Origin of the sequence: Variovorax flavidus (assembly GCF_030317145.1) — a bacterium.
Taxonomy (GTDB): Bacteria; Pseudomonadota; Gammaproteobacteria; order Burkholderiales; family Burkholderiaceae_C; genus Variovorax; species Variovorax flavidus.
On record NZ_JASZYE010000002.1, the window covers coordinates 639,338 to 651,687 of the forward strand.

General features: G+C 65.2%; 15 protein-coding genes. 10 read left to right on the forward strand and 5 right to left on the reverse strand.

Features of this window, described 5'->3' with window-relative positions:
* Window positions 1-74 precede the first annotated feature (74 nt).
* Both QTH90_RS13695 and QTH90_RS13700 read left to right on the forward strand, forming a co-directional pair.
* Window positions 75-227, forward strand: a complete 153-nt coding sequence (locus QTH90_RS13695) for a hypothetical protein (RefSeq protein ID WP_286665090.1) — start codon at window positions 75-77, stop codon at window positions 225-227.
* A 20-nt stretch (window positions 228-247) separates the two neighbouring features.
* Window positions 248-766 carry a septal ring lytic transglycosylase RlpA family protein gene (locus QTH90_RS13700; protein WP_286665091.1) on the forward strand — a complete coding sequence of 173 codons (519 nt, stop codon included), beginning with the start codon at window positions 248-250 and terminating at the stop codon, window positions 764-766.
* Between the two features lie 25 nt (window positions 767-791).
* Here the strand turns inward: QTH90_RS13700 and QTH90_RS13705 are convergent, their stop codons facing one another.
* Both QTH90_RS13705 and QTH90_RS13710 read right to left on the reverse strand, forming a co-directional pair.
* Window positions 792-1,685, reverse strand: coding sequence for an SDR family NAD(P)-dependent oxidoreductase (locus tag QTH90_RS13705; RefSeq protein ID WP_286665092.1), 894 nt, complete (start codon window positions 1,683-1,685; stop codon window positions 792-794).
* 32 nt (window positions 1,686-1,717) lie between these two features.
* Entirely contained in the window at window positions 1,718-2,461 is a 744-nt protein-coding gene (locus QTH90_RS13710; RefSeq protein ID WP_286665093.1) for an SDR family oxidoreductase, read from the reverse strand.
* A 121-nt stretch (window positions 2,462-2,582) separates the two neighbouring features.
* On the opposite strand from QTH90_RS13710, the gene QTH90_RS13715 reads away from it, so the two are divergent.
* A complete protein-coding gene (locus tag QTH90_RS13715) occupies window positions 2,583-3,485 on the forward strand; it encodes a LysR family transcriptional regulator (protein ID WP_286665094.1) in 903 nt (300 codons plus the stop codon).
* 4 nt (window positions 3,486-3,489) lie between these two features.
* On the opposite strand, the gene QTH90_RS13720 is transcribed toward QTH90_RS13715, so the two are convergent.
* On the reverse strand, window positions 3,490-3,894 hold the full coding sequence (locus QTH90_RS13720) for a nuclear transport factor 2 family protein (RefSeq protein ID WP_286665095.1): 405 nt from the start codon (window positions 3,892-3,894) through the stop codon (window positions 3,490-3,492).
* 184 nt (window positions 3,895-4,078) lie between these two features.
* Between QTH90_RS13720 and QTH90_RS13725 the strand changes: the two genes are divergently transcribed.
* The 4 genes from QTH90_RS13725 (at window position 4,079) to QTH90_RS13740 (ending at window position 7,352) form a co-directional block, all read left to right on the forward strand.
* Complete coding sequence (locus QTH90_RS13725; protein WP_286665096.1) at window positions 4,079-4,846, forward strand: class II aldolase/adducin family protein; 768 nt, start codon at window positions 4,079-4,081, stop codon at window positions 4,844-4,846.
* A 29-nt stretch (window positions 4,847-4,875) separates the two neighbouring features.
* On the forward strand, window positions 4,876-5,070 hold the full coding sequence (locus QTH90_RS13730) for a 4-oxalocrotonate tautomerase (RefSeq protein ID WP_286665097.1): 195 nt from the start codon (window positions 4,876-4,878) through the stop codon (window positions 5,068-5,070).
* Window positions 5,067-6,305, forward strand: coding sequence for an MFS transporter (locus tag QTH90_RS13735; RefSeq protein ID WP_286665098.1), 1,239 nt, complete (start codon window positions 5,067-5,069; stop codon window positions 6,303-6,305). Before QTH90_RS13730 ends, QTH90_RS13735 begins: the two co-directional genes overlap by 4 nt.
* A gap of 93 nt (window positions 6,306-6,398) precedes the next feature.
* Window positions 6,399-7,352: an AEC family transporter gene (locus QTH90_RS13740; RefSeq protein WP_286665099.1), complete on the forward strand. Its 954-nt coding sequence runs from the start codon at window positions 6,399-6,401 to the stop codon at window positions 7,350-7,352.
* 34 nt (window positions 7,353-7,386) lie between these two features.
* Here QTH90_RS13740 and QTH90_RS13745 read toward each other — a convergent pair whose 3' ends face one another.
* On the reverse strand, window positions 7,387-8,139 hold the full coding sequence (locus QTH90_RS13745) for an SGNH/GDSL hydrolase family protein (RefSeq protein WP_286665100.1): 753 nt from the start codon (window positions 8,137-8,139) through the stop codon (window positions 7,387-7,389).
* A gap of 231 nt (window positions 8,140-8,370) precedes the next feature.
* Here QTH90_RS13745 and QTH90_RS13750 point away from each other — a divergent pair, with 231 nt between their 5' ends.
* Window positions 8,371-9,438 (forward strand): nucleotidyl cyclase domain-containing protein, encoded by a 1,068-nt coding sequence (locus tag QTH90_RS13750; protein ID WP_286665101.1) that lies wholly within the window; start codon window positions 8,371-8,373, stop codon window positions 9,436-9,438.
* A gap of 57 nt (window positions 9,439-9,495) precedes the next feature.
* On the opposite strand, the gene QTH90_RS13755 is transcribed toward QTH90_RS13750, so the two are convergent.
* Window positions 9,496-10,281 carry a TetR/AcrR family transcriptional regulator gene (locus QTH90_RS13755; RefSeq protein WP_286665102.1) on the reverse strand — a complete coding sequence of 262 codons (786 nt, stop codon included), beginning with the start codon at window positions 10,279-10,281 and terminating at the stop codon, window positions 9,496-9,498.
* A gap of 186 nt (window positions 10,282-10,467) precedes the next feature.
* Between QTH90_RS13755 and QTH90_RS13760 the strand changes: the two genes are divergently transcribed.
* Both QTH90_RS13760 and QTH90_RS13765 read left to right on the forward strand, forming a co-directional pair.
* The gene (locus tag QTH90_RS13760) at window positions 10,468-11,307 is read left to right on the forward strand and encodes a fumarylacetoacetate hydrolase family protein (RefSeq protein WP_286665103.1); all 840 of its coding nucleotides are present in this window, start codon (window positions 10,468-10,470) and stop codon (window positions 11,305-11,307) included.
* Window positions 11,308-11,397: 90 nt separating this feature from the next.
* Window positions 11,398-12,345 (forward strand): VOC family protein, encoded by a 948-nt coding sequence (locus tag QTH90_RS13765; RefSeq protein WP_286665104.1) that lies wholly within the window; start codon window positions 11,398-11,400, stop codon window positions 12,343-12,345.
* Window positions 12,346-12,350: the final 5 nt, after the last annotated feature.

Below are 12,350 nucleotides of genomic sequence, written 5' to 3' on the forward strand. Positions count from 1 at the left end.
AGCGGCGTCCGACACCTGGCGTGCGCACCGAAGGAGAAGCTGGCTTCATTCATCCTTCGCAAGGGGAAGCCACCATGATCCGAAAGCTGGCATCCGGGCAATACCGCCTCTACTCGCGCAAGGTCGACCCCAAGACCGGCCGACGGCGCAACCTGGGCACCTTCGACACGCGCGGGCAGGCCGAGCAGCACGAGCGCGAGGTGCAGTACTTCAAGCGGCACGGCTGATCGCGACGAGGTCGATTGCCATGTCCACGCTCTCATTCTTCCGACGACTCGCGGCGCTGACGTTCGCCGCATGCCTTGTCTCCGGCTGCGCATTTGCTCCCTCGCAGCGTGACCAGGTTGCGCCAGCCCCTGATGCGGCTTCGACGGTGCCGCCGAGTTCGCCGCAATCGACCGCCACACCGGCCCCCAAACCGTCCGCCGCAACGAAGCCCGGACTCGACCGCAGCGGCAAGAAGCAGGTTGGCAAGGCGTCCTTCTACGCTGACAAGTTCACCGGCCGGAAGATGGCGGACGGCAACCGCATGGACCCGCACGACGACAACGCCGCCAGCAAGACGCTGCCTCTCGGGACCACCGCCCGCGTGACCAACGTCGAGACGGGACGCAGTGCGGTGGTGACCATCCAGGATCGGGGTCCGTATGTGAAGGGCCGCATCGTCGACCTGTCGCCTGCCACGGCGCGCGAGATCGGCCTTTCGCGACAGGACGGCCTGGCGCAGGTCGAAGTCACCCCGCTGTCGATCCCTCAGGCGGATTGAATAGAGGCCTCGCGGGGCAACGAGTTCAGCGCCTGACCCTGGCTTCGAGCAGGTCGCCCATGCCAATGCGCTTCGCGAACTCGATGCGCACGCGCTCCGACACCTCAAACACCTCGCCCGCGCCGTCGCCCACGAAGTCGATCAGCGAGCGCATGGGCCGTGTGCCGGCGGGCAGGCCCACGATGCGGACGATCTCGTCGGCCACGGCCTGCGGGTCGGCATCGTCGGGCGTCAGTGCCGAGAGGCGCTCGCCGATCTGGTCCATCACTCCGTCGTAGCGGCTGTACGCGGCGGCGGTGGCTGCATCGGCCGGCTTGCCGGCGCTCGGGAAGTGGTCGGTGCCGCGGGTGAACGCGCCCGGCACGACGATGGAGGTCTCGATGCCGAAGCGCGCGATCTCGTAGGCCAACGTCACGGCCAGCGAGTCCATCGCCGCCTTGGCCGCGCCGTACGGCCCCATGAACGGCGGAAAGCCGCCCTTGGTGGTCGTGCTGCTGATCCACAGCATCAACCCCGACTCCTGCCGTCGAAGGTACGGCAGCACCGCGCGGTTCACGCGCTGGGCGCCGAGCACGTTGGTGTCGAACACCTTCGTGATCTCCTCCGGGCTGAACGCCTCGGTCGGCCCGACCACGAGGTGGCCCGCGTTCTGCATCACGACGTCGAGGTGCCCCTGCTCGCGGACGATGGTCGCTGCGGCCGCATCGGCGGACGCCTGCGAGAGCACGTCGAGTTCGAGCGGGTGCAGTTGCAGCCCCTTGGCCGCCGCCAGTGCACGCAGTTCGGCGGCGCGTCCGTTGTTGCGCCCGGCGATGTCGCGCATCGATGCATAGACGATGTGGCCCGCTTCGGCGAGGGACTGGGCGCTGAGCTTGCCGATGCCGGTGCCGGCGCCCGTGACGAGGATGACGGATTGCATGTCGAACTCCTTGGATGAGCGAATGAATGAACTCAGGCCACGCCGCCGTTGGCGCGCAGGATCTGGCCGTTGACCCAACCCGCATCCGGGCCGGCGAGGAAGGACACCACCGAGGCGATGTCCTCGGGCTGGCCGAGCCGCTGCAGCGGCGGCATCTTCGCGAAGGCCTGGATCTGCTCTTCGGTCTTGCCGTCGAGGAAGAGGGATGTCGCGATCGGGCCGGGGGCCACGGCGTTCACCGTGACGTTGCGGCCGCGCAGTTCCTTGGCGAACACGTGCGTGAAGGCCTCGACCGCCGCCTTGGTGGCGTTGTAGATCGCGTAGCCGGGCATGTTCAGCGCGAGCGTGGTGCTGGAGAAGTTGACGATGCGCCCGCCTTCGTTGAGCCGGGTGGCGGCTTCGCGCAGCGTGTTGAAGGTGCCGCGCACGTTGATGTCGAAGGTCTGGTCGTAGAGGGCGTCGCTGTGCTCGGCCAGCGGCACGGTCTTCAGCACGCCGGCGTTGTTGACCAGCACGTCGACCCGGCCGAGTTGCGCCTCGACGGTGTCGAACATGCGGCGCACTTCGTCGGCGTTCGCCACGTCGGCCTGGACCGCGATGGCCTTGCCACCGGCGGCCACGAGTTCGGCGACCAGCGCATCGGCCTGCGTCGAGCCGGAGGCGTAGTTGACGGCGACGGCAAAGCCGTCCCTGGCAAGCCGCTGTGCGACGGCGGCGCCGATGCCGCGCGATGCGCCGGTGACGATGGCGACCTGGGTGTGGCGAGGGGTGTTCATGGTGCGATTCCTTGCGTGTGGTGAGTGGGTGGACGAATGGTCGACCATTCACGCCAAAAGATAATCAGCCGACAATCGCCAACACAATTCCATTTACTCAAACAATAGGCTGGGGATCGACATGGACCGCTTCCAGGAAATGCAGGCCTTCGTGCGCATCGCCGAGCGCCAGAGCTTCACGCAGGCCGCGGAAGACCTGCAGATTCCGCGCGCCACCATCACCACGCTGATCCAGCGCATGGAAGAGCGGATCGGCACGCGGCTGCTGGAGCGCACCACCCGCACCGTGCGGCTCACGCAGGACGGCGAGGCCCACTACCGCCGCTGCGTGCGGCTGCTGGCGGACGTGGAAGAGGCCGAGGGCTCGTTCAGGAACGCGGTGCCCAAGGGCTTGCTGCGCGTGAACCTCCAAGGGACGCTGGCGCGGCACTTCGTGGTGCCGGCGCTGCCCGGCTTTCTTGCGCGCTATCCGGAGCTGGAACTGCACATCGGCGAGGACGACCGGCTGGTCGACCTCGTGCGCGAGGGCGTGGATTGCGTGCTGCGCGCGGGCACGCTGCACGACTCGTCGATGGTCGGCCGGCGCGTGGCGCTGCTGCCGCAGGTCACCGTCGCAAGCCCGGCCTATCTCGCGCAGCACGACGAGCCCGCGAGCGTGACCGCGCTCGGTGCGCACCGGGCCGTCAACTACATCTCCAGCGCGACGGGGAAGGCGGTGCCGCTCGAATTCACGGTCGATGGGCGCGTCACGACCGTGCCGCTCGGCGGCATCGTCTCGGTGACGGGTGCCGATCTGTACACGGGCGCAGCCGTCGCGGGGCTCGGGCTGGCCCAGGTGCCGCGCTATCGCGTGGCAAGCGAACTGGCGGACGGCCGCCTGCAGGTGCTCCTGGCGGGTTTCGCGCCACCGCCCATGCCGGTGTCGGTGCTCTACTCGCAGAACCGGCAGTTGTCATCGCGCGTGCGCGTGTTCACGCAATGGCTGCGCGACATCTTCGAGGCTGCGCCGGACGCAGCCGCGTGAGCTCCTAGTGCGGCTTCGCGCCCTTCTTGTCGGCGGGTGTCTCGGTGTGCATCACGCATCGCCAACCTTGATCGGTGCGAATCCAGGTCGAAGAATCGAACATCTCCTGCGTCGCGCTTTCTGATTGGCCTCGCATCGCCATGCGTTGCTTCACGCCGTAGGTCACGATGGCGGTGTCCTCGCTGGGGAAGACCACTTGCGTGTCGCTCAGTTCGAACGACGTCAGGACCATCGAATCCTGATCCGCCATTTTTCGATAGTCGGCATGGTCGAACTTCATGGTTCCGTGCGAGCTCACCATCAGCGCGGGCTCGCTGAGCATGGCGACGGCGGTGTCCGTGTCGTGGTCGACCATGGATTGCCAGAACTTCTTTTCGAGATCAATCAACGTCTTGCTTGGGGTCGGCATTCATCGCTCCTTCAGCTTTGGGAGTTCTCATCTTGAGATGCCACGCCGCACCCCATATCAGACGCCGAATGGTCAGTGTGTAAGGAAGCCCCTACTTGGAGCGACACGATGCGGAGGAATCGAATTCCTGGCCTGACGCCGGATTCGCGGGTTCCAATACGGATATGTCGCAACCTCTCATCGCATGAACCCGCACCCCGAGAAGACCCATCAGCGCCCGGCACGCACCGAGCGCGAAGTCCGCGTCGACCTTGCAGCGGCCTACCGCATGGCCGCGCAGAACGGCTGGGACGACACCGTCTACACCCACCTGTCGGCCAGCGTCCCCGGCGAGCCGGGCCACTACCTGCTGAACCCGTTCGGCGCGACCTTCGACGAGATCACTGCATCGAGCCTCGTCAAGGTCAACGTGCGCGGGGAGGTGGTCGATGATTCCGGCGCCCGCGTGAACCCGAGCGGCTTCGCGATCCACGGCGCGGTGCATGCCGCGCGACCGGAGGTCGAATGCGTGATCCACCTGCACACGCCCTGGGGCGTGGCGTTGTCGATGCTGCCGAACGGCCTGCAGCCGACCTCGCAATACGCGATGCGCCTGCACCGGCGGCTCGGGCGCCATGCCTACGAAGGGCTGGCGCTCGGTGCCGATGAGCAGCAGAGGCTCGTCGCGGACCTCGGTGCGCTCGATGGCCTGATCCTCGACAACCACGGCACACTCGTCGTCGGCCGCACCGTGGCCGAAGCCTGGATGCTGATGCACCTGCTGGAACGCGCGGCCCAGGCGCAACTGCGTGCCATGGCCGCCACCGGCGGCGAAGTCCGCGTGGTCAGCGACGAACTCGCTGCACGCACCCATGGCGAATGGGTCGGCGACGGCAGCGAATGGGACGGCGACATCGAATGGCCGGCCCTGCTGCGCCGGCTCGACCGCACCGCGCCCGGCTACCGCGATTGACCCACCAACCATTGATCTGGAGAACTCACATGCCCACCATCCGCGTCGAACTGTTCGAAGGCCGTACCGTCGAGCAGAAGCGCGCCCTCGCGCAGGCCCTGACCGAGGCCACCGTGCGCACACTGGGCGGATCGCCCGAAGCCGTCGACATCCTGTTCTACGACATCGCGAAGCACGACTGGGCCACGGGCGGCAAGCTCTGGAGCGACCCTGCGCCGCCATGAGTTCACGCCTGCTGCCGGTCGGGGTCGACGCCAGCGCGTTGCCCCTGCTCATCGCCAGGGCGCTGAGGGCCTTCGGCGACGGCTACATGGCCGTGCTCCTGCCTGCCTATCTGCTCTCGATCGGACTCGGCACCCTGGAGGTCGGCATCGTGAGCACGGCGACGATGCTCGGGTCCGCGGCAGCGACGCTCGCTGTCGGCGCGTGGGGCTACCGCTTCGCGGGCATGAAGCTGTTGCGCGGCGCGGCCATGTTGATGGCCGCCACGGGCCTGGGGTTCGCGAGCCTGTCCTCGTTCTGGCCTTTGCTGATCGTGGCGCTCGTCGGCACGCTCAACCCGAGTTCGGGCGACGTGAGTGTCTTTCTGCCGCTGGAGCACGCCCGGCTGGCCGGGGCGGCGCAAGGCCATGCGCGAACCGCGCTGTTCGCGCGCTACAGCCTGGTTGGCGCACTGTGCGCCGCTCTGGGGGCGCTCGCGGCTGCCGTGCCCGACTGGCTGGTCAGGCACGCCGGGCTCCCGCGCCTGGATGCGTTGCGCGGCATGTTTCTGGTCTACGCCGCGATCGGCCTGGCCGTCTTCTGGCTCTATCGGAATCCGCCGGCGCGCGAGGGCGCGGCCGATGCGGCCGACGCGCCCGCGGCTCCCGTCGCGCCGGCACCGCTGGGTGCTTCGCGCGGTGTCGTGGTTCGATTGGCGGCCCTCTTCAGCGTCGACGCCTTCGCCGGCGGGCTGACGGTCAACGCGCTGATGTCGCTGTGGCTGCTGGAGCGCTTCGGCCTCTCGCTGGCGCAGGCCGGCGTGTTCTTCTTCTGGACCGGCTTGCTCGGCGCGGCGTCCCAGCTCGCTGCGCCGCCAGTCGCCCGGCGCATCGGACTGCTGAACACGATGGTCTTCACGCACCTGCCGGCGAACATCTGCCTGGTGCTGGCCGCCCTCGCGCCCAGCTTGCCGGTCGCCCTTGGGTTGCTCATGGTCCGCAGCGCCCTGTCGTCGATGGACGTGCCCACGCGCACCGCCTATGTCATGGCCGTCGTCACGCCCGCGGAGCGCAGCGCCGCCGCGAGCTTCACGGCAGTGCCGCGAAGCCTGGCGGCCGCGATCAGCCCGACGCTGAGCGGAGCGATGTTCGCGGCCGGCTGGATCTCGCTGCCGCTCATCGCATGCGGCCTCCTCAAGATCGCCTATGACCTGACGCTGTGGCGTGCCATGCGGCGCAGCCGGGTCGAGGGACTGTAGGCGGCGGTCCTGCCGGCGTGTGTGGCACGCTCGATGCTTTGAAGAACTACCGCATGCCGGAATCCGCGAGGGCGGACAGGCTGCGCGAACTCGATGCTGCAAACACTGGCCATCACGGGCCCCATCTACCTCGTCATTGCGCTCGGCTTCCTGGCCGGGCGTGCCGGCATCTTCAGCAAGCTGGACATGCGGGTGCTCGGCACCTACGTGGTCAGGTTTGCGCTGCCCGCGCTGGTGTTCACGGCGCTCTCCCAGCGCCCCGTCGGCGAGGTCATGAACGGGCGCTATGTGCTGGGCTATGCCGTCGGTTCGCTCGTCGTGATGATGGCCGCCTTCGGCTGGGCGTGGCGCTGGCAGGGCAAGAGCTTCACGCTGAGCGCCCTGTGCGGGCTCGGTTGTGCGAGCTCGAACAGCGGCTTCATCGGCTACCCCATCGCCATACTCGTCGCCGGGCCGTCTTCCGCCGCGGTCGGCCTGGCGATGTGCATGCTGGTCGAGAACCTGTTGATGATCCCGCTCACGCTGGTGATGGCGGACAGCGGCCACGTGGGCGCGGGCAAGTGGCACCGCGTTCTCATGCAGTCGATCACCCAGCTCTCCCGGAACCCGGTCATCCTGGCGATCGTGGGCGGCCTCGCCGTCTCGTTGATCGGAATCCCGATCACCGGCGTGCTGGCGCGCACCATCAACATGCTGGCCATGTCCTCGGCGGCGGTGTCCCTCTTCGTGATCGGAGGCACATTGGTCGGATTGAGAACCAAGGGCATGCGGCGGGACGTGACCGCCATCGCCGCCGGCAAGCTCCTGCTGCACCCGATGGCGGTGGGACTCATGATGTGGCTCGTGCCGCCGAGCGACCCGACGCTGCGGGCCGCGGCCGTGGTCTTCGCCGCCACGCCGATGCTCAGCATCTACCCCATCCTGGCGCAGAAGTACGGCTTCGAGGAAATGTGCGCCGCAGCCCTGCTGCTGGCGACCGTGTTGTCGTTCGTGACGATCAGCATCGCGCTGTGGTTGCTCGGGCCGGTCCTCGGATGGGCCGTGTAGTGCGATCGAAGTGAGCGGATCTATCGGCGCCCGATCAGCCCGCAGGAGCCAGGATGTTCGTGCAGTTCGTGGTGAGCGGGTCGAGTGTCATCGCGAGCTGCCCGATCAGCCGGTCGCTGTAGTTCTTGTTGGGATGCACGAAGTCGACCAGATCCCAGGCGCCATAGAACGGCACCCTTCCCCAGTCGGCAAAGGCTGTGTTCGTGTTGATGGCGATCGCCTGAACGATCGTGTCGTAAAAGTCCCGCCGCAGGAGATCGAAGTAATCAAGTTGTCCGCCCAGGGCCTGGTGGGAGAAACCGGTCAACACCGGAATGCGGCCCTCATCCCGCACTCTCTGGATGATGGCGTAGTACTCGTTGATCACCGTGTTGATGTTTTTCCCTTGCCACGCGTCGATGACACCGTTTTCGATGATCACGAAGTGTGCGCTGCGCGGCAGGCCGGGAAAGACAGGTGCCAGGTCGGCAAGCCTCATGCCTGCGACCGAATGATCGGCCAGCACCAGCAGGTTGGGCCTGACGAGCTGCAGCATCATGGAAGGGACGACCGCAGTCCCGTTGAAGGCCATGATCGAGTCGCCATAAATCTCGACCGTGCACAGCGATGGATCTTCGGCAGGCTTGCGGAGAGTCGCGCCATCTTCCGCCTTCTGGGAATCCGCCGCAGGCGTTGCGGCCGACTGGCCGACGGTGGCGAGTGCGGCAGTCCCCGCGCCCCCATCGCCCCCTCCTCCACAGCTGGCAAGGAATCCTGCCAGCAACACGGCAGCAAGCACGGGAATCATGGTCGTCTCCTCAACGCGGTGCGATCGCTCCCTGTGTGCCGGCAGGACATTGGCATCGTTTGATCGGAATGGCGAGAGTCATCAAGTCAACGACATCGTCAAAAAGGTTATCCGTCACGATGCCCGAGCGCTGGGCCTTCGCCCTTCGGTTCAAACTCTATGTGGCCGACGCATACTTGAATCCCGCTTCGTTCCTGAAGCGCAGTCGTATCCAAGCCGACCGGAGATTGCATGCCAACACAAGAAGCGTTGTCTGTCTGGAGTTCCGGGGTTTACCTGCGCCAATCCATCCTGAATCGGAAGCACTCCTTGTTCCGATTGGTAGGCAAATACGTATTGGCGGGGGGAGCCCTCGCATCTGTTCTGACAGGGACCGTGTCCGGTTTGCTGGCTGGCGAGTCCGGAAAGCCCACCATTGTCGAGATGCTGATCGGCAAGTTGAGTGCCGCTGTATCGGTCGAGTATGTCGTCAAGGTGCTTCTGATCCTGGCGCTGCTGTTCTCGATGGACGTCATCAGATGCATGTCGCGACTTGCCTCGGACAGAGACAAGGAGGCGGAAGAGATCATCAAGAACAGGGATGCGCAGATCGACGCAAAAGACCTGCTCATCACCGATCAGAGATTGAAGGCCAGGCTGGATCTGATCACGCGCATACCCAATGAAATCGCGTTGATCGATGCGAAGAGCGCAGTCGTCCGGCAAGGACGAGTCCTGATCATGATCGACCTTGTCGGCTTTGGCGCATTCAACAAGTCGCATTCCAGCCACGCCGGAAATGCCGTCTTGAGAGAGTTTGCGCAGTTCATGTTCCTGCGCTCACGGCGAGTCGAGCACGTATATCACCTGATCGCCGAGAGCGACAGTGGATCAAGAGCGATCGAGTACAACAACACAGTGTTCCGCCTTCATCGAAAGGGGGATGAGTTTCTTGTGGTGCTCGAGGGCGGAGAAGTCGAGGCGTTGGGTTTCCTCAATCGCCTCCGCGAGGCCACGGAGCAGAAGGACTCTGCGATATCTTTGGCCGGTGGGCGCGGCGTACTGTTCTACGCTGGCATATTTGCCATTGACGCCGATCTGGAGCCCAACGAATGCCTGCACAAGGTCGATCAGGTCCTGGCACATGCAAGACAGCGCCCGGAGCTGGGTCGGGTCAAATGGGGTTCCGAGACAGACCACAACAGCTTGAGCCGCGATGCGGACGAGAACGAACGCGCTTTTGAATTCAAGCGGGGGCTGTACAGGGCGTTCCAGACGGACCCGTACTGGACGGGAACGGAATATCTTTCCGACAGGTAGATGCCAAATCGATGCGATCGATGACGAGCGGGCAGGCTCAGGGCCTACAGCCGACGCTCAGCTCTTTGTCGCCAGCTTCCGCTTGGGACGAGGGCTGACATTGGCTTCGGCGTGCTCCGTCGGCTGGTTCGGGACAGCCGCAGGCATGGGCTGACGTTGAGCGCTCGATCCCGATCTCTTTGGACTGGCTTTCAGGCCCGAGAAGATCGGGCCTTCCACCGCGCCTGGAATCTCGAGCGGCATGAAGGCAATGCGTTCGGCTTCCGCTGGCGCAAGACCAAAGCCGACCAGAACGCTTTGCAGGATGAGCTCCGGATGGTTCGCGCGCGTGGGCTCGGTCAGCATCGTCTCGATGCCATAGAAGATGGCGCCGAGCACGATGTCCCGTGCAACGCGCACGCTGTCGACGGTCAAGCGGTTCCTGCTCTTGGCAAGTTCCAGATCGCGCGTGAGATAGATGTCGATCAGCTGCCCACGCGTGGCGATGCGTGTTCCGACCTGCGTCATGAAGCTGCCCCACACCGGATAACGCAGTGCCATCTGCATGTAGAGGCGGGTGCCGGCTGAAAAGCGCTCGACCGGATCTTCAAGGTGAAGCACGAGGGGGTCGACGATCTGGAGAACTTCATCGCTCATTGCCGTGGCGAGCGCAAGAAGCAGTTCGTTGGTGGTCTTGAAGTGGTTGTAGAAGGTGCCGCGCGACACCCCCGCCGCAGCGATGAAGTCGTCGATGACGGCCGAATCGGGCCCCTTGTCGGTGAAGACCGCCAAGGCACTTTCGAGCAAGCGCAGGCGGGTTTTCTCGCGGCGCAGCGCGCCGACCCTGACGCGATGGTCTTCCACCTTCAATTCATTGGCTAGCTCTGTCATCGGTGTGGAGCGTACACGAGGCAAATGCCCCGAATGCTCGTAGCCGGCACCTAGGGAAATCCCTGCCATTTTGCTCTCTTTGTCATATTGACGATAACGTCAGAACGGATAAAGTTCGTTCTAGACAAACAGTCTAAATCAACACGGAAGGCAAACACCATGAAGCTGCTACGCCACGGCCCCATCGGGGCAGAAAAACCCGGAGCACTGGACGCTGACGGTCAAGTGCGAGACCTCTCGCTCCTCGTTCCTGACTTCACGCCCGATTGGATGTCGCCCGCGAAGCTCGAAGCTTTGAAGGCGATCAACCTGAGCCGCATGCCGCTGGTCCCCGCCGGCACCCGCCTCGGCGCTCCGGTCGCCGGCACGAGGCAATTCGTCGCGATCGGACTCAACTACCGAAAGCACGCAGCTGAATCCGGCCTGGAGATTCCCAAGGAGCCGGTTGTCTTTACCAAGGCGCTCACCTCACTGGCTGGACCCAACGACGACGTGGAGTTGCCGGAAGGCTCGGAAGCGGGTGATTGGGAGATCGAACTCGGGTTCGTGATCGGCACCCAGGCGAAGAAGGTCCCGGTCGCCGACGCTCTTTCGCATGTGGCCGGCTACTGCCTGGCCAACGACGTTTCAGAGCGTGACTGGCAGATCAAGCGCAACGGCCAATGGGGCAAGGGAAAGAGCTTCGACGGTTTCGGCCCGATTGGCCCATGGCTCGTCACCAGCGACGAACTGCCGGACCCGCAGAAGATCCCGCTCGAACTGGCAGTCAACGGCGAGACCCGTCAGCGCAGCAACACGTCCGACATGATCTTCCCGGTCGCGGAGATCGTCTCCTACCTCAGCCAGTTCATGACCCTCCTGCCGGGCGACGTGGTGATCACCGGCACGCCTGAAGGCGTCGGACTTGGCGTCAAGCCGAATCCTGTTTTCCTGCGGCGCGGCGATGTCATGACCCTCAGTGCCGGTCCACTCGGCACCCAGCGCCAGCAAGTGATCTGACCCACCCGGGTCGGCCGTATCCCGACGAGAACCAAGGCCGTGCTCCGCACGGTCACGGGCGGAGCTTTGCCCGATCACATGGAGATAACGATGACTCTGAACCAAGGCAAGCGCGAACCGTTGCTGGCCGTGCACTCAGTCGACGAATTCGTCTTCAGCGTGCCGGACCTGCAAGAGGCGCGGCACTTCTACTCGAGCTTCGGCCTGGACGTGCGAGAGGAGGGCGAAGAACTTGCACTCCATACCTTCGGCCACCCGCATCGCTGGGCCCGCGTCGTCCGGGGTCAGGCCAAGCGCTTGCTCTGGCTCAGCCTCGGCATCCATGCAGACGACCTTCCTCGCTTCGAGCGCCGCCTGGCGGAGCAAGGGATCGAACGCATCGCTCCGCCTGCGAACGCAGGCAAGGAGGGCATCTGGATTCAGGGGCCGGACGGGCTTCCGGTGCAACTGCGCATCGCTGCCAAGAGCTCGCCCTCGCAGCCATCCCCAAGGGACATCCCTCCGGAGAGCGCAAACGCGGGTCGCTCCCCAAGCCGCAGCAAGGCGCAGCTGACGCGACCTCTCTATCTCTCCCACATCCTGCTGTTCAGCGCTGACGTGGATGGTGCTCGCCGGTTCTATGAGGACGTGCTGGGCCTGCGGCTGTCGGACAAGTCAGGCTCCGTGATCGCCTTTCTGCACAGCCCGCACGGTAGCGACCACCACCTCATCGCGCTGGCGAAGTCCGACGGCCTGGGCTTGCACCACAGCAGCTGGTGCGTGCCGTCGATCGATGCCGTCGGCATCGGCACGCAGCAGATGGCGCAAGCCGGCTATCCGCAAGGCTGGGGCATCGGGCGACATGTGCTGGGCTCCAACTACTTCCGCTATGTGCGAGACCCGTGGGGCAGTTACGCCGAGTACTCCTACGACATCGATTTCGTTGCACCCGACAACGAGTGGCCTTCGGCGGACCACCCGGGTGAGGACTCCCTCTATGTCTGGGGCCCGGCGTTGCCCGAGGACTTCATCTTCAACCACGAACTCGCGAACCGCTGACCAGC

Excerpts from the sequence above, each read along its gene's own strand:
- QTH90_RS13695 (WP_286665090.1), top strand. The coding sequence starts at position 75 with ATGATCCGAAAGCTGGCATCCGGGCAATACCGCCTCTACTCGCGCAAG.
- QTH90_RS13700 (WP_286665091.1), top strand. The coding sequence starts at position 248 with ATGTCCACGCTCTCATTCTTCCGACGACTCGCGGCGCTGACGTTCGCC.
- QTH90_RS13705 (WP_286665092.1), bottom strand. The coding sequence starts at position 1,685 with ATGCAATCCGTCATCCTCGTCACGGGCGCCGGCACCGGCATCGGCAAG.
- QTH90_RS13710 (WP_286665093.1), bottom strand. The coding sequence starts at position 2,461 with ATGAACACCCCTCGCCACACCCAGGTCGCCATCGTCACCGGCGCATCG.
- QTH90_RS13715 (WP_286665094.1), top strand. The coding sequence starts at position 2,583 with ATGGACCGCTTCCAGGAAATGCAGGCCTTCGTGCGCATCGCCGAGCGC.
- QTH90_RS13720 (WP_286665095.1), bottom strand. The coding sequence starts at position 3,894 with ATGCCGACCCCAAGCAAGACGTTGATTGATCTCGAAAAGAAGTTCTGG.
- QTH90_RS13725 (WP_286665096.1), top strand. The coding sequence starts at position 4,079 with ATGAACCCGCACCCCGAGAAGACCCATCAGCGCCCGGCACGCACCGAG.
- QTH90_RS13730 (WP_286665097.1), top strand. The coding sequence starts at position 4,876 with ATGCCCACCATCCGCGTCGAACTGTTCGAAGGCCGTACCGTCGAGCAG.
- QTH90_RS13735 (WP_286665098.1), top strand. The coding sequence starts at position 5,067 with ATGAGTTCACGCCTGCTGCCGGTCGGGGTCGACGCCAGCGCGTTGCCC.
- QTH90_RS13740 (WP_286665099.1), top strand. The coding sequence starts at position 6,399 with ATGCTGCAAACACTGGCCATCACGGGCCCCATCTACCTCGTCATTGCG.
- QTH90_RS13745 (WP_286665100.1), bottom strand. The coding sequence starts at position 8,139 with ATGATTCCCGTGCTTGCTGCCGTGTTGCTGGCAGGATTCCTTGCCAGC.
- QTH90_RS13750 (WP_286665101.1), top strand. The coding sequence starts at position 8,371 with ATGCCAACACAAGAAGCGTTGTCTGTCTGGAGTTCCGGGGTTTACCTG.
- QTH90_RS13760 (WP_286665103.1), top strand. The coding sequence starts at position 10,468 with ATGAAGCTGCTACGCCACGGCCCCATCGGGGCAGAAAAACCCGGAGCA.
- QTH90_RS13765 (WP_286665104.1), top strand. The coding sequence starts at position 11,398 with ATGACTCTGAACCAAGGCAAGCGCGAACCGTTGCTGGCCGTGCACTCA.